Source organism: Serratia sp. TSO36 (genome assembly GCF_057808395.1).
Genome location: NZ_JBJZOU010000027.1, coordinates 66,625 through 89,869, shown reverse-complemented (window position 1 = coordinate 89,869; position 23,245 = coordinate 66,625). Strand labels below are relative to the sequence as shown.

21 protein-coding genes are annotated in these 23,245 nt (G+C 61.5%); 8 read left to right on the top strand and 13 right to left on the bottom strand.

The genetic code is table 11. The annotated features are described in order from the left end of the window. Nucleotides 1–536 (top strand): autotransporter outer membrane beta-barrel domain-containing protein (locus tag ACK3CV_RS24040; RefSeq protein ID WP_489009905.1); only part of this gene is annotated, 536 nt, incomplete at its 5' end. A gap of 455 nt (nt 537–991) precedes the next feature. Then, nucleotides 992–1,843: a helix-turn-helix domain-containing protein gene (locus ACK3CV_RS24035; RefSeq protein ID WP_033636393.1), complete on the top strand. Its 852-nt coding sequence runs from the start codon at nt 992–994 to the stop codon at nt 1,841–1,843. Here ACK3CV_RS24035 and ACK3CV_RS24030 read toward each other — a convergent pair. The 3 genes from ACK3CV_RS24030 to ACK3CV_RS24020 all read right to left on the bottom strand — a co-directional run bounded on the left by ACK3CV_RS24030 (nt 1,833) and on the right by ACK3CV_RS24020 (nt 5,619). Then, the gene (locus ACK3CV_RS24030) at nt 1,833–3,617 is read right to left on the bottom strand and encodes an ATP-binding response regulator (RefSeq protein WP_033636392.1); all 1,785 of its coding nucleotides are present in this window, start codon (nt 3,615–3,617) and stop codon (nt 1,833–1,835) included. The two genes, ACK3CV_RS24035 and ACK3CV_RS24030, sit on opposite strands and share 11 nt — an antisense overlap. Beyond that, a complete protein-coding gene (locus ACK3CV_RS24025) occupies nt 3,614–4,108 on the bottom strand; it encodes a putative pterin-binding protein (protein ID WP_033636391.1) in 495 nt (164 codons plus the stop codon). The genes ACK3CV_RS24030 and ACK3CV_RS24025 overlap by 4 nt, the downstream gene beginning before the upstream one ends. Before the next feature lie 161 nt (nt 4,109–4,269). Further along, entirely contained in the window at nt 4,270–5,619 is a 1,350-nt protein-coding gene (locus ACK3CV_RS24020) for an aminotransferase-like domain-containing protein (RefSeq protein ID WP_164141681.1), read from the bottom strand. Nucleotides 5,620–5,756: 137 nt separating this feature from the next. On the opposite strand from ACK3CV_RS24020, the gene ACK3CV_RS24015 reads away from it, so the two are divergent. From ACK3CV_RS24015 to ACK3CV_RS24005, 3 genes are all read left to right on the top strand, one after another. Further along, nucleotides 5,757–6,386 (top strand): LysE family translocator, encoded by a 630-nt coding sequence (locus ACK3CV_RS24015; protein ID WP_033636389.1) that lies wholly within the window; start codon nt 5,757–5,759, stop codon nt 6,384–6,386. A gap of 36 nt (nt 6,387–6,422) precedes the next feature. Then, nucleotides 6,423–7,274, top strand: a complete 852-nt coding sequence (locus ACK3CV_RS24010; protein ID WP_047570104.1) for a PhzF family phenazine biosynthesis protein — start codon at nt 6,423–6,425, stop codon at nt 7,272–7,274. Between the two features lie 69 nt (nt 7,275–7,343). Beyond that, nucleotides 7,344–7,910 (top strand): DinB family protein, encoded by a 567-nt coding sequence (locus tag ACK3CV_RS24005; protein ID WP_223307129.1) that lies wholly within the window; start codon nt 7,344–7,346, stop codon nt 7,908–7,910. A 77-nt stretch (nt 7,911–7,987) separates the two neighbouring features. Here the strand turns inward: ACK3CV_RS24005 and gorA are convergent, their stop codons facing one another. Both gorA and ACK3CV_RS23995 read right to left on the bottom strand, forming a co-directional pair. Continuing rightward, on the bottom strand, nt 7,988–9,340 hold the full coding sequence (gorA, locus tag ACK3CV_RS24000; protein WP_033649391.1) for a glutathione-disulfide reductase: 1,353 nt from the start codon (nt 9,338–9,340) through the stop codon (nt 7,988–7,990). A gap of 130 nt (nt 9,341–9,470) precedes the next feature. Next, nucleotides 9,471–10,313, bottom strand: coding sequence for a 23S rRNA (adenine(2030)-N(6))-methyltransferase RlmJ (locus tag ACK3CV_RS23995; RefSeq protein WP_004931012.1), 843 nt, complete (start codon nt 10,311–10,313; stop codon nt 9,471–9,473). Between the two features lie 214 nt (nt 10,314–10,527). Between ACK3CV_RS23995 and ACK3CV_RS23990 the strand changes: the two genes are divergently transcribed. The 3 genes from ACK3CV_RS23990 (at nt 10,528) to rsmJ (ending at nt 13,904) form a co-directional block, all read left to right on the top strand. Continuing rightward, a complete protein-coding gene (locus tag ACK3CV_RS23990; RefSeq protein WP_033654482.1) occupies nt 10,528–10,989 on the top strand; it encodes an HIT family protein in 462 nt (153 codons plus the stop codon). 117 nt (nt 10,990–11,106) lie between these two features. Beyond that, on the top strand, nt 11,107–13,149 hold the full coding sequence (gene prlC, locus ACK3CV_RS23985; RefSeq protein ID WP_060428724.1) for an oligopeptidase A: 2,043 nt from the start codon (nt 11,107–11,109) through the stop codon (nt 13,147–13,149). Nucleotides 13,150–13,157: 8 nt separating this feature from the next. Further along, nucleotides 13,158–13,904, top strand: a complete 747-nt coding sequence (rsmJ, locus tag ACK3CV_RS23980; RefSeq protein WP_033654480.1) for a 16S rRNA (guanine(1516)-N(2))-methyltransferase RsmJ — start codon at nt 13,158–13,160, stop codon at nt 13,902–13,904. 28 nt (nt 13,905–13,932) lie between these two features. Here the strand turns inward: rsmJ and ACK3CV_RS23975 are convergent, their stop codons facing one another. From ACK3CV_RS23975 to uspA, 8 genes are all read right to left on the bottom strand, one after another. Then, entirely contained in the window at nt 13,933–14,532 is a 600-nt protein-coding gene (locus tag ACK3CV_RS23975; RefSeq protein ID WP_033654479.1) for a KpsF/GutQ family sugar-phosphate isomerase, read from the bottom strand. Continuing rightward, on the bottom strand, nt 14,532–16,169 hold the full coding sequence (locus ACK3CV_RS23970) for an FGGY-family carbohydrate kinase (protein WP_039569021.1): 1,638 nt from the start codon (nt 16,167–16,169) through the stop codon (nt 14,532–14,534). The genes ACK3CV_RS23975 and ACK3CV_RS23970 overlap by 1 nt, the downstream gene beginning before the upstream one ends. A 10-nt stretch (nt 16,170–16,179) precedes the next feature. Then, nucleotides 16,180–17,133 (bottom strand): ABC transporter permease, encoded by a 954-nt coding sequence (locus ACK3CV_RS23965; RefSeq protein WP_033649382.1) that lies wholly within the window; start codon nt 17,131–17,133, stop codon nt 16,180–16,182. A 1-nt stretch (nt 17,134) separates the two neighbouring features. After that, nucleotides 17,135–18,124 (bottom strand): ABC transporter permease, encoded by a 990-nt coding sequence (locus ACK3CV_RS23960; protein ID WP_015379367.1) that lies wholly within the window; start codon nt 18,122–18,124, stop codon nt 17,135–17,137. Next, nucleotides 18,117–19,616: a sugar ABC transporter ATP-binding protein gene (locus tag ACK3CV_RS23955; RefSeq protein ID WP_033636380.1), complete on the bottom strand. Its 1,500-nt coding sequence runs from the start codon at nt 19,614–19,616 to the stop codon at nt 18,117–18,119. Before ACK3CV_RS23955 ends, ACK3CV_RS23960 begins: the two co-directional genes overlap by 8 nt. Nucleotides 19,617–19,720: 104 nt before the next feature. Next, nucleotides 19,721–20,707 carry an autoinducer 2 ABC transporter substrate-binding protein gene (locus ACK3CV_RS23950; protein WP_049195610.1) on the bottom strand — a complete coding sequence of 329 codons (987 nt, stop codon included), beginning with the start codon at nt 20,705–20,707 and terminating at the stop codon, nt 19,721–19,723. A 329-nt stretch (nt 20,708–21,036) separates the two neighbouring features. After that, the gene (gdhA, locus tag ACK3CV_RS23945) at nt 21,037–22,380 is read right to left on the bottom strand and encodes an NADP-specific glutamate dehydrogenase (protein WP_033649380.1); all 1,344 of its coding nucleotides are present in this window, start codon (nt 22,378–22,380) and stop codon (nt 21,037–21,039) included. Between the two features lie 200 nt (nt 22,381–22,580). Beyond that, nucleotides 22,581–23,018, bottom strand: coding sequence for a universal stress protein UspA (gene uspA, locus ACK3CV_RS23940; protein WP_004930988.1), 438 nt, complete (start codon nt 23,016–23,018; stop codon nt 22,581–22,583). Nucleotides 23,019–23,245: the final 227 nt, after the last annotated feature.

The following is a 23,245-nucleotide window of genomic DNA, read 5'->3' as shown; positions in this document are numbered from 1 at the left end:
CCAAGCGGTCGGTGAACTACGGGATGCAGTCGGACCGCGACACGGCGAAGTACAGCGCGCGCACCGAGCAGCTGTTCGCGGAAGCGGGCTACAGCGTGCAGGGTGAGTGGCTGAATCTGGAGCCGTTTGTGAACCTGGCGTACGTGAACTTCGAGAACAACGGCATCGCGGAAAGCGGCGGCGCGGCGGCATTGCGCGGCGACAAGCAGCACACGGACGCGACGGTGTCGACGCTGGGCCTGCGCGCGGACACCGCCTGGCAGGTGACCCCGGGCACGACGGTGGCGCTGCGCAGTGAGCTGGGGTGGCAACATCAGTACGGCGGGCTGGAACGAGGTACCGGGCTGCGGTTCAACGGCGGCAACGCGCCGTTCGTGGTGGACAGCGTACCGGTCTCGCGCGACGGCATGGTGCTGAAGGCGGGGGCGGAAGTGGCGGTGAACGAAAACGCCACGCTGTCGCTGGGCTACGGCGGGCTGCTGTCGCAGAACCATCAGGACAACAGCGTCAACGCCGGTTTTACCTGGCGCTTCTGACGTTCAGCGATCATCGCAATGACCACGGAGCCGGCATGCCGGCTCCGTTTTTATTTGCGGCTCCGGGGTGAGTCCGTATGATGGCGCGGCGCCAGGGCAATAAAAAACCGGGATCCTGACGGATCCCGGCTTAAAAGTGGGTAAAACAGATTAGCGCTAAAGGCTCAAGCCCCGTTTGATTTGCGCAGTCCGAGCGATGTGCTCATCGTCTCAGTAGCGGCAACGGAACAAATTTTCCCTGGTGTTACTATGGTTATTATTAAAAAACGTGCTGGTGTTATTTTTTATAGTGTATTGCTGTATGTCTCTTTTGATACCATGTTTGACGATGCAACATGGTATGTCAAGCAACGTTTTTAACGCATAATTGCATGAGATGCCAGTTTTAGATGTGGCTTTTTCAGCGGAAATAATCAAAACGACTGATAAATCAGTAAAAAAAATCGAAGGAACAAATGGATAACAATCACCAAAAATTCGATTCACAGTCGATTGCCAATCGGGTCAGGGAGCTGTTTTTACATTACGGGATTGGAAAACGTCAGCATGCCCGCGAGCTCAGCCGCATCTTGGATCTGAGTTTTTCACATGCGCACCGCAAACTGAAAGGGCAAAGCCCCTGGACGCTGGAACAGATCAACAGCGTCGCGGCCGCGTTGGGAGAAACGCCGGCGGCGATCGCCGATTTGAGCGCCGAACACGAGACCACCGAGCCAAACATGGCGCGCGATGCCATCTTTTTCGTGGCGGGGGTGGCGATGCCTTGCGTCGGGCACATTGGCGATGAGCTTCCTGCCGGGCGGCCGGCGGAATTTGTGGCGCTGCGCGTGGAAGGGCAGTGGCGTATCTATCGCGCCGATGAGGCACCGGCAGGCCCGCGTTACGGCGTCGATCTGATCGAAATCCGGCCCGGCTTCGGCGACGACGAGCGGCTGAGCATCGCGGTATTGGACGATTCGCATCAGGCGGCCGATGAGCTGGCCAAGTATCTCGGCGGCTGCGGCTTCAACGCGGTGGCGTTTTACGACGTCGACAGTTTCTGTCAGGCATTGCAGCAAAGCCTGTTCGACGGCTACGTGGTGGACTGGCTGATCGGTGAGGAAACGGCGGATCGCTGTATCGCCACCATTCGCGCCTCCGACAACCCGGACGCGCCGGTACTGGTGCTGACCGGCGAACTGGGCACCGACCGACGCGAGTCGGAAATCGCTCAGGCGATGCGCGAGTACGATGTGCTCGGCCCTTATGAAAAGCCGGTGCGGCTCCATGTGATCGAAGCCGCACTGCAACGCTGTTTTAATCTTTAGCGGGGAACACCTCGGCCAGTGCGTTTGACAGCGCATCCAGCCGAACCGGCTTCATCAGGTAGTTATCGAACAGGGCGCGCTGATCCGCCGTCAGCTGCTCCGGCGTGTAGGCGCTGATGCCGATGATCGGCACATGGCGGTTGGGGCCGCGGCGGTTGCGCAGCTGCCTGGCCAGGGCGGCGCCGTCGATGCCCGGCATCTGCAGATCCAGCAACAGCGCGTCGTAAGGGCGTCTGAGCAGCTTCTGCAGCGCGCGCTCCGGCGAGTCGCACAGTTCGTGCTGGTAGCCCAGCTTGTCCAATAGCGCCGCAAAGGCGTCACCCACCGACTTGTTGTCATCCACCACCAGCACCTGCTGCGGCTTCTGCTGCAGAGAGGCATTGGCGGCGGCGGGCGCGTCGGCGCGTTCGTCTTCACTGATCTGCACCGGAATGCTGACGATAAAGGTGCTGCCCTTCTTGATTTCGCTGTACACCGTGATGGTGCCGTCGAGCAATGTCACCAGGCCGTGCACGATCGCCAGCCCCATCCCGACGCCGGCATACTGCTTGGTATGCGACTGATCCAGCTGGGTAAAGGGTTTGAAGATCTGATCGAGCTGGTCTTTTTCGATACCGATGCCGGTGTCGGTCACTTCGATAATCAACGAACTGCCGCCCGGCTGGCGGCGCAGGCAGCTGTGCAGCGTAATGCTGCCGCTTTCGGTGTACTTGTAGGCGTTGGTCAGCAGGTTGACGATAATCTGCCGGATGCGCAGCGGATCGGAGTGCACCAGCAGGTGGCTGCATTCCACTTCACAGCTCAGTTTGACCTGCTCTTTGCGGGTCAGGGTGGCGATTTCGTTGGCGGTCTCCGCGATCAGCTTCTGCGCGTCGAACGGCACGATGCGCAATTCCATCATGCCGCTGTCGAGGTGCGCATAGTCGGTCAGATCTTTCATCTGGCTTTCGATTTGCTGCGCGGCGGTCTCCAGCCGCTGAAAGGTGTCCGCGTGCTCAGCCGACACCCGGGTATTCACCAGCACGTCGATGGCCGACATCACGCTCTGCAATGAGGTGCGCAGCTCGTGGCCGATGGCACCGAGGAAGGCGTTTTTGGTGCGCGTCGCTTTCTCCGCCTCGATGGCCTTGGCCTGCTGGCGAATGGTCAGCCGCTGCTGACGGAACACGATCAGGGTGATGGCGATCAGTGCGATCACCGAGAACATGACGATCACCAGCCCATAGAAAATAATGTGCCGTTTCTCGATGTAATCCTCATAGGCGGCGGTGCGCTGCTTCACCTCGGCGTGGTCGGTCAGGTTGGCCATTTCGATGGCGTAAGGCTTGATGGCCCTCATGGCCGCGGAAACCTGGCCGAAGTCGATTTTCCGACTGCTCAGCAGCTTATCGATGCGATCCATCTGCAGGCGCATCTGTTTGACCACTTCCGGGTAGCCCGGCTCGGCGTACAGCGGCTGGGTCGATTCGGAGACGGTTTCCAGCACGTAAAAACGCGAATAGAGGATTTCGAACCGCAGCCGCAGGTTGTCGTTGTCCACCTGCGCGGCGTGGCTTTGCTGCTCGACCAGCGTGTCGAACTCCGCCAGCTTGATGGAGAACTTGGCGATTGACCAGGAGTAGTTCTCCTGCGTGCCGGCGATGGCATACAGCCCTTTCTTCGACAGGGTGGCGCTGTAGTAATAGAGCGTGACGGTCGAAGCCACTAAAAACAGCGCGGCGAAAATGGCCGGGATCGCCAGCCTGCTGCCGTTCTTAAAGGTCGTCAGCTTCATTTGATCACGATCCTGTCCACTTGCCAGATAAAGCGCGAGTTGTACAACGGCGAGTTCAGTTCAGGCCCGGCGGCGTCGCGCGGGTAAACCAGGAACAGCGGGCCGAAGTTTCTGAGCTTCAGCATCTCCCCGTCCATCTTGTAGGCCAGGATCATGTTGTACTTTTTGACGTCGGACAGCGGCACGTCGATGTAATAGTCGTTCAGCGCATAGAAGGTCAGCGTCTCGCCCTTGGCGCCGACGCGCTCCAGGATATCGGCCACCGAAATCCCTTCAAATTTTCTCTGCGGCGTCCAGGAAGTGGAGGTGGTGATGCTGCGCACCGGCATCGCCAACAGCTGCTTATCGGTGAACAGATAGCTTTTGTTGACCGGGTCGGTCACGTTGTCGATCTTGCCCGCCACTTCCAGGGTAAAGCTGAGCGCGCTGCTCTGGGCGATAATCAGGGCCACGCAGGCCATCGCAAGGGTTTTGCATAGTTTGAACAGCATCGGTGTTCTCCAGAGGCGCGGGGAGGTTGTATCAGTCCCGCTAATTTATCAGGCAGAATAATGGCAGAAAAAGCAGGCGGGCGCGAAGGGAATAGTAAACCGCACAAAAAGAACAGGCCTGAACCGGTCGACCCGTGCGCGTAACCTTTCCCTTCCGTTTGTCAGCCGTTCCGATGTGCTTTCAACAGCTGCGCCAGCTGCGTCAGGCCTGCCGTTAGCTCGTCCAGCGAAGGGGAACCCAGGCATAGGCGAATGCCCGTTGCCCGTTCGTCGCGGTCCACCATCACGGCGTCCGGCGGCGTCACTTTTACGTTGGCCAATGCGGCGGCGGCGGCCACAGACTCAGCGGTTTCGCGCGGCATCGGCAGCCAGACATGATAAGCGTCGGGATGCGATACGCATTCGCCGGCGTCGAATATCGAGGTGGCCAGATGCACTCTGCGCTGAGCCTCATGGCGCAACGCTTGCGGTATCGCCTCGACCGCGCCGCTGGACAGCCACTCCCCCACCACTGCGCAAGACAGTGGCGAAGGCGCGAAGGGAATATCTTGCAAGGCTTCTTCCGCCGCGTTTTGCATGCCGGGCGGCAGAGTCAGCATACCGATCCGCAACCCCGGGCCGAGCGTTTTCGACAGGCCATTGACATGGAACACCCGCTCGGGTGCCAATGTCGCGAGCGCAGGCGTTGCTGAATGCCCCAAGGCATACACGCCATCCTCGATGATCCAGACATTCGCCTGCCGGCATATCTCGACGATAGTCTGCCTGCGCTCGGCGCTCATGGTGGCCGTTGTCGGGTTATGCAGCGTCGGTGTCAGATAGACCGCAGTATGGCCGCAGGAGACACGCTCGAGCGCGCGAGACAGCGCTTGCGGCACCATGCCTTGCGCATCGATATCGATACCGATCAAGCAATGGCCTTTGCGCCGGGCCAGCGCGATCGCACCGGGATAGCTGATTCTCTCCGTCAGTATCGTCCCGCGTGGCCCGCAGGCCAGGTCAAAAGCCAGTGAAATCGCCTGACGGGCATTGCTGGTCAGCGCCAGATTCGACGGTTCGATCGTGACGCCGACGTTTTCGAGCCAGCGGGCCAACAAACGTCGGTGCTCCAGATGCCCGGTCGGAGGGGAATAGAGGTTCAGATGATCCGCATCCATTTTCCGCGCAATGCTGGCCAGCGTGCGCGCCAGCAAACGATCGGTCAGCACCGCCGGCGGCGCATTGGACGAAAGATCGATTTCGCGTTTTTCACGGGCGTGGCGAATCGCCACGAACATCCCGCGGCCTTTCACGCTGCGTACCAACCCGCGTCGTTCCAGGATGGCATAGGCTTTGGTCACCGTGCCCAGACCGATCTCTAATTGCCAGGCGAGCGTACGGTGAGCCGGCAGACGATCGCCACCCTGCAATTTACCCTCGATAATGTCGTCGCCTAACGCCAACACCAGCCGCTCGACGGTGGTGACTTCCGCATTGGCCAGGCGAGGTTGCCAGGGCGATTGAAGCCGCATGGTGATGCTCCGAAAAATGAATAGTGTCACGTGACACTATTTAAATAGGTGAAAAGTGTAACACATACTATGTTGGTGAAGAGTCCCTGAGTTTTCAACAACGTCTCGGCCGCAAGGCGGGTCAGCGGAGTTTTTCCATGAATGTCAGTCAGCTTGCGTTGGTTTATGGCGCATATCTTCTCGCAACCGCCAGTCCGGGCCCCAGCAACATGGCGATCATGGGCGTGGCGATGCGTGACGGCCGCTCACCCGCACTGGCGCTGGCTGCCGGGGTGGTGACCGGATCGCTGTGCTGGGCACTGTTGGCCGCGACCGGCCTTTCCGCCGTGCTGGCCACGTATGCGCAGGCGCTGTGGGCCATCAAAATCGTCGGCGGCGTGTATATGCTGTATCTGGCGCTGCGCGCCGGCCAATCCGCATTACGGGCGTCTCCCGTCTCGACAGGGATAGCGGCAGGGGATGGCGGGCGATCTTATCGGAAGTTGTATCGGCAGGGCGTGCTGATGCATCTCGGTAATCCCAAGGCCATCATGTCCTGGATGGCGATCATGTCGCTGGGTTTGCGACAAGGGGCGCCTGAAGGCGTTTTACCGGCGATTATCGGCGGTTGTGCGTTGCTCGGCGTGACGATTTTCGGGGGGTATGCCCTGCTGTTCTCAACGGCGCCGATGATCGCGTTTTATACCCGGGTGAGGCGCTGGATTGAAGGAATGCTTGCGCTGCTGTTCGCTTGCGTGGGCCTGGAGCTGTTGATATCGCGGGGGTAATCATGCACGCCCGGCGTTAACCTGAGGAGAGAGGCGATGGTTTTTGGCATGCAGATGGTGGATGTCTTTGGCGCCGGGCCACTCGCCGGCAATCCGTTGGCGGTGATCGCGGGCGCCGGAGCGTTGTCGACGGAGGACATGCAGCGCTTGACGCGTTGGTTCAACCTGTCGGAGACGGCCTTTTTACTGCCGCCGACGCACCCGCAGGCGGATTACCGGGTGCGAATATTCACGCTGGATCGTGAAATGCCGTTTGCCGGGCACCCGACGTTGGGCAGCTGCCATGCCTGGCTCGCTCTGGGAGGGGCGCCCAGCAACGAGACGGAGATCATCCAGGAGTGCGGAGCAGGATTGGTGAGCATTCGTCGCGAGGGAGGGCGGTTGTGTTTTGCCGCGCCACCGTTGATTCGTTCCGGGGCGCCGTCAGGAGAGACGTTGGCCGACGCGTTGCGGTTTTTGGGGATCGCGTCTGATGAGGTGCTCGATGCCGCCTGGATCGATAATGGCCCGGGGTGGCTGGGGATCCGGCTGGCCAGCGCCGAGCGGGTACTTTCCCTGACGCCGGCGAGAAGCTGGCCGCGCAGAGTGGACATTGGCGTCGTCGGCCCACATGCCGAGGGTGACGCAGCCTTCGAAGTGCGCGCTTTTTTGAGCGATCATCTTGGCGCTATCGTCGAAGATCCGGTCACCGGCAGTCTCAATGCCTCCCTGGCCCAGTGGTTGTTCGCAAGCGGCGTGGTCAGCGGCGGATATATTGCCGCTCAGGGCCGCTGTCGTGGGCGCAACGGGCACGTGCATATCACCCGCGACGAGGGTGGCCGGATTTGGGTGGGCGGCAATACGCGCATTCAGGTCGAAGGGCGGTTGCAAGGGATTGGCACGGCGTAGAACGCGTCGCCGCACTGTGTGCGGCTGAACGGAATATCGATTTTCATCCGATGATAAGGAGTGAACAGTATGTTTGCGATGCCACAAAACGATACCCCCGTCGAAGCTGATATCACTCAGCCGACGACGGTCATCGATACGTTGAAAATGCTGGTACGTTACAAAGCGTGGGCGAATGCGCTGACCTTTGACACCGTGATGTCTTTGCCGGCCGGTGAAGCCTTGCGGCCGCGGCCGACCCGTTTTGGCAATATGGTGCATACCTTGAATCATGTCTATGTGGTGGACGATATCTTCAGGCACCACCTGCAAGGTCGAAAACATGGCTACCTCGCGCGCAACACCGAGCAAACGCCTGCGCTTGACGCTCTGCGGTGTGCGGTGGAGGAAATGGACCACTGGTATATCGAACAGGTGGATAACTGGTCGTCCGAGGCGCTGGCGCAGGTGGTGCAGTTCGAATTCGTCGGCGGGGGGGAAGGTCGCATGACGCGCCAGGAAATCGTGCTGCATGTCGTCAACCACGCGACCTATCATCGCGGTTTTGTCGGCGATATGCTCTATCAGGTGCCCTTCGCTTCGCCGGCGAACGATTTGCCGGTGTTTCTTCGCGATCACTACCGCCGGGCGCCGTGAGGCGAACGAGATAAATAAAAAAGCCAGACGCTTTCGCGCCTGGCCTGTTATACGCCGGAACTCGGCGAGGCTGCGCCTCAGCGCATGGTAACGAACTCTTCCGCCGCGGTCGGGTGGATCGCCACGGTGTTGTCGAAGTCCTTCTTGGTGGCGCCCATCTTCACCGCCACGGCGAAGCCCTGCAGGATTTCATCCATGCCGAAGCCGATGCCGTGCAGGCCGACGATCTTCTCTTCTTTACCCGCGCACACCAGCTTCATGCGGCACGGCTGGCGGTGCTGCGTCACGGCGCTGTACATGGCGGTGAAGGAGGATTTGTACACCTTCACGTTGTCTGCGCCGAACTTCTCGATGGCTTCCGGCTCGGTCAGGCCGACGGTGCCGATCGGCGGGTGGCTGAACACCACGGTGGCGATGTTGCTGTAATCCAGGTGCTCATCCGGCTTGTTGTTGAACAGGCGCTCGGACAGGCGGCGGCCGGCGGCCACGGCGACCGGGGTCAGCTCTACCGCGCCGGTGTTGTCGCCCACCGCGTAGATGCCTTTGACGTTGGTGTTCTGGAACTTATCGACGTCAATGTAGCCTTGCTCGTTGGTCTTCACCCCGGTAACGCCGAGGTTCAGGTTGTCGGTCGCCGGTTCGCGGCCGATGGCCCAGATCAGACAGTCGACGGTGAATGCCTTGCCGTTTTCCAGCTGCAGCGTCAGGCTGCCGTCGGCGTTCTTGACGATCGCTTTCGGCACCGATTCGGTATGCAGGCTCGGTCCTTCGGTGTTCATCACTTCCACCAGGGTTTCGACGATCATCGGATCGAAGCTGCGCAGCGGCGCGTGCTTGCGCACGAACAGGTGCGTTTCCGCGCCCAGCGCGTTCAGCACGCCGGCGATCTCCACGGCGATATAGCCGGCGCCGACTACGGCGACGCGCTTCGGCATAGCGTCCAGCTCAAAGAAGCCGTCGGAGTCGATGCCGTATTCCGCACCCGGAATAGCCGGGTGGCTCGGGCGGCCGCCGGTGGCGATCAGGATGTGGTCGGCGGTGATGAGCTCGCCGTTCACTTCCACGGTGTGCGCATCCACGAAGCGCGCGAAGCCTTTGATCACGTCGACCTTGTTCTTGCCCAGCACGTTGTCGTAGGAGTTGTGGATACGGTCGATATAGGCGGTGCGGTTGGCGACCAGCTTCTTCCAGTCGAAGGCGTTGACGGTGGTGTCGAAGCCGTAGTCCGGGCCGTACTGATGGATGGCCTCGGCGATCTGCGCCGCGTGCCACATGACTTTTTTCGGTACACAACCCACGTTTACACAGGTGCCGCCCAGCTCTTTGGCTTCAATCAGCGCACACTTTTGGCCGTACATGGCTGCCCGGTTGATCGATGCGATACCGCCGCTGCCGCCGCCAATTGCTAGATAATCGTAATGTTTCGTCATCTGGGATTTCCATGAGTTGTGAATTTGAAGAGGGTAAGAGTTTAACGCCTGACCGGGGTTTGTCGCAAAGATTGCGTCGATGGCTGCGATAGGTGGACGCAGGGCGCGGCGAACCGCGCCCTGCCGGGGATTATTCCGGTACCACCCAGTTCACCAGATGGTGGCCGATGCCCGACGGCACCAGCACCTTGTGCAGCCACGGCAGCACGTTTTTCATCTGCTGTTCCAGTTTCCACGGCGGGTTGATGACGATCATGCCGGAGGCGGTCATGCCGCGCTGATCGCTGTCGGGTTTCACCGCCAGTTCGATCTGCAGAATGCGGCGAATGCCGGTGGCTTCCAGATCGCGCAGCATGCGTTTGATCTGCTGGCGCATCACCACCGGGTACCACAGCGCGTAGGTGCCGGTGGCGAAACGCTTGTAGCCTTCCTGAATGCCTTTGACCACGTCCTGGTAATCGGTCTTCATTTCATACGGCGGGTCCATCAGGATCAGGCCGCGGCGCGACAGGGGCGGCAGCTGGGATTTCAGCTGCTGATAGCCGTCGGCGCGCTGCACTTTGGCGCGCTCGTCTTTCTGGAACTCGCTGCGCAGCAGCGGGTAGTCGCTCGGGTGCAGCTCGGTCAGGTGAATTTTGTCCTGCGGGCGCAGCAGCTGGCGGGCGATCAGCGGCGAACCGGGGTAGTAGCGCAGCGTGCCGGAACGGTTGAAGTTGTGCACCACGCTCATGTAGGCCGCCAGCTCTTCCGGCAGATCGTCGCGCTGCCACAGCAGGCCGATGCCTTCCAAGTATTCGCCGGTGCGCTCGGCGTGTTCGCCGCTGAGCTGATAACGGCCCGCGCCCGAGTGGGTATCCAGATACAGGAACGGCTTCTCTTTTTCCTTCAGCGACTCGATGATCAGGCTCTGAACGGTGTGCTTGAGCACGTCGGCGTGGTTGCCGGCGTGGAAACTGTGGCGATAACTTAACATGACGGGTGGCGGTTCCTTGTGCTCCGCAGGCGGAGCATTCAATGCAATAAGGCTTATAATCTGCACAGTATAAACTGTCTGGCCGGGAAAAACCGGACTCCGTTGCTGCAGACGTTCACAGAAAGGGACAGGACGATGAGCAAACGGGCGTTCTGGCGGCCGGTGTTCGAAGCGTTCGAATGGGTTGAAACGCTGTGAATCACAAGGAGAAAGGATGAGCTGCATTTTTTGCGACATCGTGGCGGGCAAGGCGCCGTGCCATAAAATCTGGGAAGACGACGACCATCTGGCATTCCTGTCCATCTTTCCCAACACCGACGGTTTCAGCGTGGTGATCCCCAAGGCGCACCACCCGAGCTATGCCTTTGACCTGCCGGACGAGGTATTGAGCGCGTTGATGCTGGCGACCAAGCGGGTGGCGAAGCAGCTGGACCGCGCGTTCGACGACGTCGGCCGCTGCGGCATGGTGTTCGAAGGTTACGGCGTCGACCACGTGCACGCCAAACTGATCCCGCTGCACGGCACCGCGTCGCTGGAGCAGTGGCGGCCGATCGAATCGACCTCGCCGAAGTTTTTCGCGCGTTACGAGGGCTATATCTCCTCCCACGACGCCGCGCGCGCCGACGACGAGCAGCTGGCGGCGCTGGCCGCCCGCATCCGCCAAAGCGCCGTTTAAGGCACCAACGATCAACGCCGGGCATTGATTTTCCTGTTGTCTGGCTCCATGTTAGAGATTCATACGCATTTTAAGGCTCGCCCCACGGCGGGCCCCAACGCTAATCAGGACTGCCCTATGACAAATCCGTTGCTGACCCCGTTTTCCCTGCCGCCGTTCTCGGCGATCCGCCCTGAAGATATCGTGCCTGCGGTGCAATCCGCGCTGGCGGACTGCCGTGCCGCGGTAGAGCGCGTGGTCGCGCAGCCGGGGCCGTTCACCTGGGACAATCTGTGTCAGCCGCTGGCGGAGTCGGACGATCGGCTGTCGCGCATCTGGTCGCCGATCGGGCACCTGAACTCGGTGAAAAACAGCCCGGAGCTGCGCGCCGCCTATGAGCAAGCGCTGCCGCTGCTGTCCGAATACGGCACCTGGGTCGGCCAGCACGAAGGGCTGTATCAGGCCTACCGCAGCCTGAAAGAGGGCGCGGCGTTCGAGGCGCTGAGCGTGCCGCAGCGCAAGGCGGTGGACAACGCGCTGCGCGATTTCGAACTGTCGGGCATCGGCCTGTCGGCGGATAAACAGCAGCGCTACGGCGAGATCGTCGCGCGCCTGTCCGAACTGGGTTCCACCTACAGCAACAACGTGCTCGACGCCACCATGGGCTGGAGCAAACTGATTACCGACGAAGCCGAGCTGAGCGGCCTGCCGGAGAGCGCCCTGGCGCAGGCACAGGCGATGGCGCAGGCCAAAGAGCAGGACGGTTGGCTGCTGACGCTGGACATGCCGAGCTACCTGCCGGTGTTGACCTACGCCGACAACCGCGCGCTGCGCGAAGAGATGTACCGCGCCTTCGCCACCCGCGCCTCCGATCAGGGGCCGAACGCCGGCAAATGGGACAACAGCGAAGTGATGGCGGAAACGCTGGCGCTGCGCCACGAGCTGGCTCAGCTGCTGGGCTTCGACACCTACGCCGACAAGTCGCTGGCGACCAAAATGGCGGAAAGCCCGGAGCAGGTGATCGGCTTCCTGAGCGATCTGGCCAAGCGCGCCCGCCCGCAGGCCGAGCAAGAGCTGGCGCAGCTGCGCGCCTTCGCCAAACAGCACTATGACGTGGACGAGCTCGAAGCCTGGGACATCACCTATTACGGCGAAAAACAGAAGCAGCACCTGTTCTCCATCAGCGACGAGCAGCTGCGCCCGTACTTCCCGGAACAGCGGGTGGTGGAAGGGCTGTTCGAAGTGGTGAAACGCATCTACGGCATCACCGCCAAAGAGCGTAAAGACGTGGAGACCTGGCATCCGGACGTGCGCTTCTTCGATCTGTTCGCCGCCGACGGCGAGCTGCGCGGCAGCTTCTATCTCGATTTGTACGCCCGCGAAAACAAACGCGGCGGCGCCTGGATGGACGACTGCGTCGGCAGCCTGCGCAAGGCTGACGGCACGCTGCAAAAGCCGGTCGCTTACCTGACCTGCAATTTCAACCGCCCGCTGGGCGACCAGCCGGCGCTGTTCACCCATAACGAAGTGACCACGCTGTTCCACGAGTTCGGCCACGGTTTGCACCACATGCTGACGCAGATCGATACCGCCGGCGTCTCCGGCATCAACGGGGTGCCGTGGGATGCGGTCGAGCTGCCGAGCCAGTTTATGGAAAACTGGTGCTGGGAGCCGGAAGCGCTGGCGTTTATCTCGGGCCATTACCAGAGCGGCGAGCCGCTGCCGAAGGCCATGCTCGACAAGCTGCTGGCGGCCAAGAATTACCAGGCGGCGCTGTTCATCCTGCGCCAGCTGGAGTTCGGCCTGTTCGATTTCCGCATGCACTTCGAATACAGCCCGGAAAAAGGGGCGCAGATCCTGCCGACGCTGGCGGAAGTGAAGAAAATGGTGGCGGTGGTGCCTTCGCCAAGCTGGGGCCGCTTCCCGCACGCCTTCAGCCACATCTTTGCCGGCGGCTATGCGGCGGGTTACTACAGCTACCTGTGGGCGGAAGTGCTGTCGGCCGACGCCTACTCGCGCTTCGAAGAAGAAGGGATTTTCAACGCCGAAACCGGCAAATCCTTCCTCGACAACATCCTGTCGCGCGGCGGTTCGGAAGAGCCGATGGCGCTGTTCAAACGCTTCCGTGGCCGCGAGCCGCAGCTGGATGCTATGCTGCGCCATTACGGCATTAAAGGATAACCCGACACGTGAGCGTGTGTTTATTGTGTGAAGCAGGCGCCGATCCCGGCGCCTTGTCTGTTTTGGCGCAGCGCTGGCGGCTGACGTCCGACGACGACGCGCCGATGGCGCTGGTACTGACCCCGCAGCGGCTGGAGCTGCGCAAGCGCGACGAGCCGAAGCTCGGCGGAATCTACGTCGATTTCGTCACCGGCACCATGGCGCACCGGCGCCGCTTCGGCGGCGGCCGCGGCGAGGCGGTGGCCAAAGCGGTCGGCATCAAGGGCAGCTATCTGCCGGACGTGGTGGACGCTACCGCCGGGCTGGGGCGCGACGCCTTCGTGCTGGCGGCGCTGGGCTGTCGGGTGCGGATGCTGGAGCGCAATCCGGTGGTGGCGGCGTTGCTGGACGACGGCCTGCAGCGCGGCTATCAGGATGCGGAAATCGGCCCGTGGCTGCGCGAGCGCCTGACGCTGCTGCACGCCTCCAGCCTGACGGCGCTGGCGGATCTCAGCCCGCGCCCCGAAGTGGTGTATCTCGATCCGATGTTCCCGCACAAGCAAAAAAGCGCGCTGGTGAAGAAAGAGATGCGGGTGTTTCAATCGCTGGTGGGCAGCGACGATGACGCCGACGGCCTGCTGGAGCCGGCGCGCCGTTTGGCGACCAAGCGCGTGGTGGTGAAGCGCCCGGACTACGCGCCGCCGCTGGCCGACGTGCCGGCGCACGCCGCCACGCTGACCAAAAGCCACCGTTTCGATATCTACATGCCGCTGTAATGTCTGCCGGGCCCGCCGTGTCGGGCCCTCAGTTTTCCTCCCGCAAGCTTTTCCCCACGCCGCCGCCCGGATGCACCGCCAGCAAGGCGTCCTTGTCGTAACCGCTGCGCGCCATCAGGCAGGCGCAGGCGGCGTCGAAGATCGCCAGCACCAGCACAATTGAGGTGGTGGCCAGCATGTTCAGCGGATCTATCTCCTTTTGCACCCCGGTGGCGATCGTCAACTGCGCCGCCTGTGCGATGGCGGAATGCGGGTTTTCCGTCACCGCGATCAGCGTCACGCCCTTGGCCTGCAGCGTCGGCAGCAGGCGGGTCAGCTCGTCGGAATTGCCGCCGCGCGAGATCAGGATCAGCAGATCGTCGGCGCGCAGAAAACCCAGATCGCCGTGCGCCGCGCCGGTGGCGTCGAGGTAGACCGCCGGCCGTTCCACGCAGGCCAGCATGTGGGCTATCTTGCGCGCCGCAATCCCCGAGGTGCCGACGCCGGTGACGGCGATTTTACCGCGGCAGTCGGCCAGCAGCGTCAACAGCCGCTGCCAGGTGCGCGCGTCGAGGCGCTCGCCCAGCTGCGCCAGCTCCTGACTGTAGGTTTGCCAACCCTGCACCGCCTGCCGCCATTCCTGCTGCATCACGCCTCCTCCTGCATCAACCGGCGGTATTTCATGTGGTCGTTGTACAGCTCGTGGAATACCCGGTATTTGCGGTCGTAGTAGCTTTTTATCTGGTTGGTCTGCGGCGTGACCGTCTTGCCGATGCGGCTCATGGCGCTCATCGCCTCCGGCAGGGTGTCGAACACGCCCGCCGCCACGGTGCCCATCATCGCGCCGCCGAGCAGCATCGCTTCGCTCTCCTCCGGCAGCAGCATGGCGCAGCCGGTGGCGTTGGCGTGCTCCTGCACGAAGATCGGGTTCTTGGTGCCGCCGCCGCTGGCCATAATGGTGTCGATGCTGTAGCCGCTGTGGTTCATGGTTTCGATGATGTGGCGGGTGCCGAGCGCGATGGCCTGAATGGTGGCCAGGTAGTGCAGCGCCATGTCCTCCGGCGTGCGCGACAGCTTCAGCCCGGTCAGGATGCCGGTCAGCGTCGGGTTGGCGCGCGGCGAGCGGTTGCCGTGGAAGTACGGCAGCATATGAATGTCCTGCGTCAGGAAGGCGATATTCTCCGGCTCGCCGGCCATGCGGCGCAGAATGGCGTTCAACACCTCATAGATGGTCTGCCCCTGAGTTTTCGCCTGCGTCAGTAGCTCCGGGTAGCACGGGTGCGACTGGATGACGTGGTCGATCAGCGCGCCGGTGGCGGACTGGCCGCCTTCGTTCAGCCAGTATTCCGGCAGGATCGCCGAGTAATACGGCCCCCAGACGCCGCCGATAAAGCGCGCGGTGCGCGACATCGCCATATGGCCGGTGGAGGTGCCGCCGATCAGCGCGACGCGGCGATTGAAGTCGGCCACCTCGCCGGAGACGCCGGTGGCGCCCAGCGTGCCGAGGGTGCCGGCGTGGGCGTCGATGATCGACACGCTCACCGCCGTGCCGGCGATCAGCCCCATCTCGCCGGCGGCGCGCTGGGTCAGGCCGTGGCCCAGCGGCTCGCCCATCATTTTGACGTCGCTGCCGATCTTGGCCGCGTCATGTTCCAGCACGTCTTCCAGCCCGATCTGCTGGAAGTAGCTCTTGTCCCAGCGCTGTTCGTGGCCGAGATAGGTCCACTTGCATACCGTCGAACACAGCGAGCGGGTGGCATCCTGGGTGGCGCGCCAGGTGAGGAAGTCCGGCAGATCGAACAGGTAGCCGGCGTTGGCCCAGGTGGTGGGCATGTGCTGTTTCAGCCACAGCAGTTTCGGCGTCTGCATCTCCGGCGAGATAATGCCGCCGACGAAGTCCAGCACCCGGTGTTTGGTGGCGTTGATGCGCTCGGCCTGGGCGATCGCCCGGTGATCCATCCACACGATGATGTTCTGTTCGGTGCGGCCGGAGGGGCTGACGGTCAGCGGCTTGCCCTCTTTATCCAGCACCACCAGCGAACAGGTGGCGTCGAAGCCCAACCCCTTGACCTGGATCGGGTTGATGTCGGCCTGGTTGACCGCGTCGCGCACCGCATTGCACACCGCCTGCCAGATGTTATCCGACGACTGCTCGACGAAATCCGCCTTCGGCCGGTACAGATCGATGGCCCGGCTGGCCTGGCCGACCATGCGGCCATTGAGATCGAATACGCCCGCGCGCGCGCTTCCGGTGCCCACATCTACGCCAATAAAATAGCTCGCCATTATTTTCTCCTCAGGCTTTTCGATTCTGTAACGCGATAAACAGGATCAGCACGCCGCCCCACAGGGCCATGGTCAGGTAGCTGCTAACCCCCAGCAAATTGAGGCCGCTTTCCAACATTTGCAGCACGATCAGCGCCAGCACCAGCCCCAGAATACGGCCGAAGCCACCGTCCGGGTTAATGCCGCCCAGCACCGAGGCCAGAATGGTCACCAGCAGATAAGATTCGCCGTAGCCGGCCTTGGCCGAGTTGAACTTGGCCATCATCAGCAGCGCGGCGCCCCAGCCGAGCAGCGCCGACAGGATATACACCGCTACCTGCACCCGCGCGGTGTTCACGCCGCTGAAGCGGGTGGCCTGCTCGTTGGAGCCGATCAGGTACAGGCTGCGCCCCAGCGTGGTGTGCTCCAGCAGCAGCCACAGCCCGGCCGCCACCAGCAGGAACAGGATCAGCGCCACCGGCACGCCGAGCACGGCGCCGTTGCCGAGAAATTGAATCGCCGCCGGGAAGCCGGAGATCACCGCGCCGTTGGACAGCAGAATATTCAGGCCGGTGATCAGGGTCATGGTGCCGAGCGAGGCGAGGATCGGCGAGACGCCGATCCAGGCCACCAGCGCGCCGTTGAGCGCGCCGATCGCCACCGCCACCAGCAGGCCGGCCACCAGCGCCAGCGCCAGGAACAGCGGCTGGTCGGGGTGGCTGACGATGATTGCCGCCATCACCAGCGAACAGGCGTTGGCGCCGGCGATGATCGACAGGTTGATGCCGCCGGTCAGCATGGTGATGCCCATGCCGAGCGCCAGCAGGCCGAGGATCGGCAGCTGCGAGGCGATCGACTGGAAGTTGCCGAGGCTGAAGAAGCGCGATCCGAGCAGCCCGGCGAACAGCAGCGCCACCGCGATGATGATCGCGCCCTGCAGGCGAATGATCCGATCGTTTGGGATCAACCGAGTTAACTGCGTCATGTCAGATCTCCTTGAGCAGCTTGCGTTTTTCGTTCCAGGCAGTGGTGCTGATGCTGATCAAAATGATCGCGCCGCTGAATACCTGGTGCCAATAGGCCGAGACGCTGAGCAGCGTCAGCCCGTTTTGCAGGAAGGCCAGCAGCACCACGCCGAGCAGGGTACCGGTCAACGAGCCGCGGCCGCCGCTCATGCTGGTGCCGCCCAACACCACCGCCGCCAATACCGTCAGCTCGAAGCCGAGCAGCGAGTTGGGGGCCACCGACTGGGTGATCTGCGCCTGCACCACCGCCGCGACGCCGGCCAGAATGCCCATGTAGCCGTAGACGCAAAAATGCAGCCGCAGCAGGTTCAACCCCAGGCGCGACGCCGCGTCGCGGTTGCCGCCCATAGCGTAGATCTGGCGCCCCAGCCGGGTGCGGTTCATCAGCACGCCGGTGACGACGATGGTCGCCAGCAGGCACAGCAGCGGCAGCGTCAGGCCGTAGTCGTAACCGTCGGCGCCCTGGAACGAGAACCAGTTGATGCCGTTCATGAACCAGTCCGGAAAGCCGTACAGCCAGGTGCCGTTGGTGGCGTACACCAGCAGGCCGTAGAACAGGTTGAGGGTGGCGATGGTGATGATGATCGCCGGCACTTTCAGCCAGTACACCAGGAAACCGTTCACCAGCCCGAGCAGCAGGCCAACGCCAATCGCCAGGGCGAACGCCAGCGGGAAGCTGCCGCCGTGCTGGATCACCCAGCTGGCCATCACGTACTGAGCGATGGCGGTGACCGCCGGGAACGAAATGTCGATGCCGCCGGCGATCAGCACCACGAACAGCCCGCAGGCCAGGATGCCGAGAATGGCGTAGCTGGTGGCGACGTCGGTCAGGTTGCCGAGCGTCAGAAACTCGTCGGTGCCGGCGCTCAGGCCGATCGCCAGCAGCAGCACCAACAGGCCGAGATAAAACTCGTGCCGCCCGGCCAGGCGGGCCAATAATGACTTATCCATTCACCACCTCGGCGATCTGTTGTTCGGTACTCTGGTGCGGCGCGAATTCGGCGATCAGTTCGCCCTTGCGCATCACCATCACCCGATGGCTGTTGTAATAGGCTTCCGGGATCTCGTCGCAGATCATCAGCACCGCCATGCCCAGCTGCGCCAGATCGCGGGCGATCTGGTAGATCCCCTCTTTGTTGGCGATGTCCACGCCGACGGTGGGCGAGTCGAGGATCAGGATCTTCGGCTGGGTCGCCACCCACTTGGCGATGGCGATGCGCTGGGCGTTGCCGCCGGACAGGGTTTTCACCGGCAGCGCGCTGTCGGACACCTTGATGTTCAGATCGCGGATCAGCCGGTTGACCAGCTCGGTCGCTTTGGCGTGATCCAGCAGCCCGAGCGAGGTATGCAGCCGATCGAAGACGGTGACGATGGTGTTGTCGTAGATCGATTGCTCCATGATCAACCCCTGCGTCAGACGATCCTCCGACACATAGCCGATGCCGTGGCGCACCGCTTCGCGGTTGTTGTGCAGCTGCACCGCCTGGCCCTCGATGCGGATCTCGCCGCTGTCCGGCCGCGTCATGCCGAACAGGCTGAGGCACAGTTCGGTGCGGCCGGCGCCGAGCAGGCCGACGATCGAGACGATCTCGCCGCCGCGCAGCGCCAGATTGACGTTGCGGTATTTCTCGCCGCGGCTGAGGTTGCGCACTTCGAGCAGCGGCGCCTGTTCGGCCGGCGGCAGCGGCGGCAGCGGGCTGTAGTGGAAGCGTTGGCCGGTCATCAGGAACGCCAGTTCGTGGCTGTCCAGTTCGCTGGCCGGCCAGGTGCCCACCAGCTTGCCATCGCGCATCACGCTGATGCGATCGGCGACTTCCATCACTTCATCCAATCTGTGGCTGACGAACACCACGCAGATGCCGGCCGCCTTCAGCTCGTTGACCACCCGCAGCAGGCCGTCGACCTCCTGGCGGGTCAGCGAGGCGGTCGGTTCGTCCATGATAACCAACCGCGCCTCGGCGGCGATGGCGCGGCAAATCGCCACCAGTTGCCGATCGGCGATCGACAGTTTTTCCACCTTTTTATCGGGATCGATGCGTATGCCGACCCGCGCCATGGCGTCGAGCGCCGTCTGGCGCATCACCCGCTTGCGCACCCAGAAACGGCCGCCGGGCAGGTAACGGTGGATGGCGATGTTCTCCGCCACCGTCAGGTTGGGGAACAGCGACAGGTCCTGGTAGATCACCTGTATGCCGTAATAACCGGACAGCTGCGGCGTCAGGGCGTGGAAGAGTTTGCCTTCCAGCGAAATGTTGGCGCCTTTTTCCGGCTGATAGACGCCGGAGATGATTTTAATGATGGTGCTTTTGCCGCAGCCGTTTTGCCCGGCCAGGCAGTGCACTTCGCCAATATTGAGCGTCAGGTTGATCTGGTCTAATGCCAGCACGCCTGGGAATCGCTTGCTGATATTCTCCAGGGTGATAAATGCGGGGGAGGCTGTCATAACGTTAACCTGTGCTTGCGTAGCGGCCGAAGCCCTGGGCGCAGCAAGCTGCGCCCCTACGAGGGTTTAACTACTTTCCCGGTGTGGCGAAATTACGCGAAAAATCAGAATCCAAGCGATTGGGCGTTGTCTTTGGTCACTTCCAAAATCTTATTAAACCGAATCACTTTGTGTTCCATATCGACGTCAGCCTTGCCAAGGCCCTCGATCGCCAGATCCTTGTTCACTTCCTTGCCCTGCAGCAGCTGGTCGGCCACCGTCACCAGCGCATAGCCGGCGTCTTTCGGATCCCACAGCAGCGCTTTTTTGATGTCGCCGCGCATCAGGTAAGGGGCGGCCTGCGCCGGCATGGCGATGCCCACCACCGCGATCTTGTCCTTGGCGCGTTTCTTGGCCACCGCCTGGCCGGCACCGATCGGGCCGAGCGAGCCGAAGCCGATGATGCCCTTCATCTGCGGATAGGTTTTCATCAGATCCAGCGTGGTGGCGTAGGATTTGTCGATGCTTTCCGCCACCGGCAGGCGCGAGGTGACTTCAAACATGTCCGGGTATTTTTCTTTCTGGTATTTGATGGCGGAATCGGCCCAGGCGTTGTGCAGCGGCACGGTCAGCGAGCCGACGTAGACCGCGTAGCCGCCTTTGCCGCCCATGTCTTTCGCCAGCTCATCGACGTTGGCCTGCGCGTATTTCTCGCTGTCGATGGTCTCGATGTCCCACTGGCCGATCTGCTGGTCCGGGGATTCATGGGTCAGCACCACGATGCCTTTGTCGCGCGCTTTTTTCAGCACCGGCTCCAGCACCTTGGCGTCGTTCGGCACCACGATGATGGCGTTGACGTTCTTGGCGATCAGATCCTCAATCACCTTGACCTGCGCGGCCGGATCCGGCGTAGAAGGGCCGGTCTGGTAGGCGTTGACGTCGAGTTTTTTCGCCGCTTCGTTGACGCCCACTTCCATGCGGTTGAACCACGGAATGCCGGTCACTTTAGCGACCACGGCAATCTCATACTTATCAGCGGCGAACACAGGTGTTGTCGATAACATGCACGCAGAAACCACACATGCATTTAATAATGCGAGGTTAAATTTCATTAGCTGTACCTTTTTTTATCTGTAGGGGTGGCGGTTTTTCCACCGCTGCAGATTACAAAGGAATGGAAGAGGGGGCGTAGCTGAAGTTAATGAAATGTGATCTGCGCACATTTAAGTAAAATAATGACATATTTAATGTTAAATAAATGTTTAATTATTTGGTGGTGGTAAATTTACTACCGATTAAGAAGCAATAAATAACCTATTATTAACTTTTATTTAACGTATCGGCATCATTTGGATGGCGTGAAAGCATAAAAAAATGCCGGCGCAGAGGCCGGCATTGAAGCATTTAATCGATGTGTGAACAAGATCACCTTTAAGGCGGATTACAGCACGCCCTGCGCCAGCATGGCGTCCGCGACCTTGACGAAACCGGCGATATTTGCGCCGTGCACGTAGTGGGTTTGCTTGCCCTCGCCGCCGTATTCCACGCAGGCGTGGTGAATATCGGCCATGATATGTTGTAAACGTACATCCACTTTCTCTGCCCGCCAGCCGATGCGCGCGGCGTTTTGCGCCATCTCCAGCCCCGAGGTGGCGACGCCGCCGGCGTTGGCCGCCTTGCCCGGCGCGAACAGCACGCCGGCGTCGAGGAAGGCGTCGGTGGCCTGGATGGTGGTCGGCATGTTGGCGCCTTCCGCCACCGCCTTCACCCCGTTGCGGATCAGCGTTTGCGCCGCCTCGAGATCCAGTTCGTTCTGGGTGGCGCACGGCAGGGCGATATCCACCGGCACGTTCCACGGCTGCTGGCCGGCCAGATAGGTCAGGCCGCGTTCGCGGGCATAGTCCGCCACCCGGCCGTAGCGTTGGTTTTTGATCTCCGCCAGGTGCGCCAGCTTCTCGGTGGTGAAGCCGTCCTCGTCCACCAGGGTGCCGCCGGAATCCGACACGGTGATCACGCGCGCGTCCAGCTCCAGCGCTTTCTCGATGGTGTACTGCGCCACGTTGCCGGAGCCGGACACCGCCACCCGCATGCCCTCAAAGCCCAGGCCGTGGCGCTGCAGCATGGCGTCGGTGAAGTACACCAGGCCGTAGCCGGTCGCCTCGGGGCGGATCAGGCTGCCGCCGAAGGAGAGCCCTTTGCCGGTAAACACGCAGGCGGTGTTGTTGGACAGTTTCTTCATCATGCCGGCCATAAAGCCGACTTCACGGCCGCCGACGCCGATGTCGCCGGCCGGCACGTCGGTGTCCGGCCCCAGATGGCGATACAGTTCGGTCATCAGCGCCTGGCAGAAGCGCATGATCTCGCCCTGGCTTTTGCCCTTGGGATCGAAATCGGAGCCGCCTTTGCCGCCGCCCATCGGCAGGGTGGTCAACGCATTCTTGAAGGTCTGCTCAAAACCGAGGAATTTCAGGATCGACAGGTTTACCGACGGGTGGAAGCGCATGCCGCCCTTGTAGGGGCCGATGGCCGAGTTGAACTGCACGCGGAAGGCGCGGTTGACCTGCACCTGGCCGCGATCGTCCACCCAGCTGACGCGGAACTGAATGACGCGCTCGGGCTCCACCAGGCGCTCCAGCAGGGCCTGTTCGCGATAGCGCGGGTTGCGTTCGATAAACGGCCACAGCGAGGTGAACACTTCGCGCACCGCCTGCAGATATTCCGGCTGGTGGGGGTTATGGCGCTGTAACGAGGACAGGAAAGACTCTACCGATACGGCATATTCCATGGATAACTCCTTTTAGCATTAAATTTTCCCCCGCTATTTCTTATAGATTTGGGTATAGGCGATGCCCGGGGGAGGATGTTGTGTCTTTAGCGACTATATCATCGGAGGGCGGTTGATTATCAAGCGATTAATCGGCGTGGCGGCATGAAAAACGCCCGCAGGGCGCGGGCGTTGGGCAGTTAAGTTAGCAAGCGCTTACTTTACTCGTCTTCTTCGTCGCGCAGCGGCACGATCAGCATATCGATGTGCACGGTATTGATCAGCTGGCGAGCGGAAGACATCAGCTTGCTCCAGAAATCCTGGTGGTGGCCGCACAGTACCAGATCCATGTCATATTTCTTGATGGCATCGACCAATACCTGCGCCAGATCGCCGCTGCCGCTCAGGGTCTCGGTGATCGGGTAGCCGGCGTTTTGCGACAGCTCGGTCAGCGCCTGATGGGTTTCCTCGGAGATGCGTTTTTGCATGTCGCCGAGATTGACGTCGATCAGGCCGGTATAGAGGTCGGAATAGTTGACATCGACGTGGATCAGAGAGACTTTAGCGTTGTACGGCCGCGCCATCGAGACGGCTTTTTCTACCAGGATCTTGCTTTCCGGGGATAGGTCCACCGCGATCAGTATGTGTTTGTAAGCCATAAGAATACTCCTTCCATAAACATGCCGATTAAAAGGGTTAGCAGGCGTTCCGTTTACCCGCCTTGCGCTTTTGGTTCCATAGTATCATTCGGATAACGCAATGATATGTTGGGGCGATCACACTGCGCCGCATCGAAAATCTCTCCGCCCGATACCTTTCGTTGTACACCCGCGCGGCGTAAAAGCCTATTGATTATGCGGATGCTGCCGGTCTGACCGCTTGAATT

What these genes read in the sequence shown, in the direction of transcription:
- ACK3CV_RS24035 (WP_033636393.1), top strand. Translation starts at nt 992, where the DNA reads ATGGATAACAATCACCAAAAATTCGATTCACAGTCGATTGCCAATCGG.
- ACK3CV_RS24030 (WP_033636392.1), bottom strand. Translation starts at nt 3,617, where the DNA reads ATGAAGCTGACGACCTTTAAGAACGGCAGCAGGCTGGCGATCCCGGCC.
- ACK3CV_RS24025 (WP_033636391.1), bottom strand. Translation starts at nt 4,108, where the DNA reads ATGCTGTTCAAACTATGCAAAACCCTTGCGATGGCCTGCGTGGCCCTG.
- ACK3CV_RS24020 (WP_164141681.1), bottom strand. Translation starts at nt 5,619, where the DNA reads ATGCGGCTTCAATCGCCCTGGCAACCTCGCCTGGCCAATGCGGAAGTC.
- ACK3CV_RS24015 (WP_033636389.1), top strand. Translation starts at nt 5,757, where the DNA reads ATGAATGTCAGTCAGCTTGCGTTGGTTTATGGCGCATATCTTCTCGCA.
- ACK3CV_RS24010 (WP_047570104.1), top strand. Translation starts at nt 6,423, where the DNA reads ATGGTTTTTGGCATGCAGATGGTGGATGTCTTTGGCGCCGGGCCACTC.
- ACK3CV_RS24005 (WP_223307129.1), top strand. Translation starts at nt 7,344, where the DNA reads ATGTTTGCGATGCCACAAAACGATACCCCCGTCGAAGCTGATATCACT.
- gorA (WP_033649391.1), bottom strand. Translation starts at nt 9,340, where the DNA reads ATGACGAAACATTACGATTATCTAGCAATTGGCGGCGGCAGCGGCGGT.
- ACK3CV_RS23995 (WP_004931012.1), bottom strand. Translation starts at nt 10,313, where the DNA reads ATGTTAAGTTATCGCCACAGTTTCCACGCCGGCAACCACGCCGACGTG.
- ACK3CV_RS23990 (WP_033654482.1), top strand. Translation starts at nt 10,528, where the DNA reads ATGAGCTGCATTTTTTGCGACATCGTGGCGGGCAAGGCGCCGTGCCAT.
- prlC (WP_060428724.1), top strand. Translation starts at nt 11,107, where the DNA reads ATGACAAATCCGTTGCTGACCCCGTTTTCCCTGCCGCCGTTCTCGGCG.
- ACK3CV_RS23975 (WP_033654479.1), bottom strand. Translation starts at nt 14,532, where the DNA reads ATGCAGCAGGAATGGCGGCAGGCGGTGCAGGGTTGGCAAACCTACAGT.
- ACK3CV_RS23970 (WP_039569021.1), bottom strand. Translation starts at nt 16,169, where the DNA reads ATGGCGAGCTATTTTATTGGCGTAGATGTGGGCACCGGAAGCGCGCGC.
- ACK3CV_RS23965 (WP_033649382.1), bottom strand. Translation starts at nt 17,133, where the DNA reads ATGACGCAGTTAACTCGGTTGATCCCAAACGATCGGATCATTCGCCTG.
- ACK3CV_RS23960 (WP_015379367.1), bottom strand. Translation starts at nt 18,124, where the DNA reads ATGGATAAGTCATTATTGGCCCGCCTGGCCGGGCGGCACGAGTTTTAT.
- ACK3CV_RS23955 (WP_033636380.1), bottom strand. Translation starts at nt 19,616, where the DNA reads ATGACAGCCTCCCCCGCATTTATCACCCTGGAGAATATCAGCAAGCGA.
- ACK3CV_RS23950 (WP_049195610.1), bottom strand. Translation starts at nt 20,707, where the DNA reads ATGAAATTTAACCTCGCATTATTAAATGCATGTGTGGTTTCTGCGTGC.
- gdhA (WP_033649380.1), bottom strand. Translation starts at nt 22,380, where the DNA reads ATGGAATATGCCGTATCGGTAGAGTCTTTCCTGTCCTCGTTACAGCGC.
- uspA (WP_004930988.1), bottom strand. Translation starts at nt 23,018, where the DNA reads ATGGCTTACAAACACATACTGATCGCGGTGGACCTATCCCCGGAAAGC.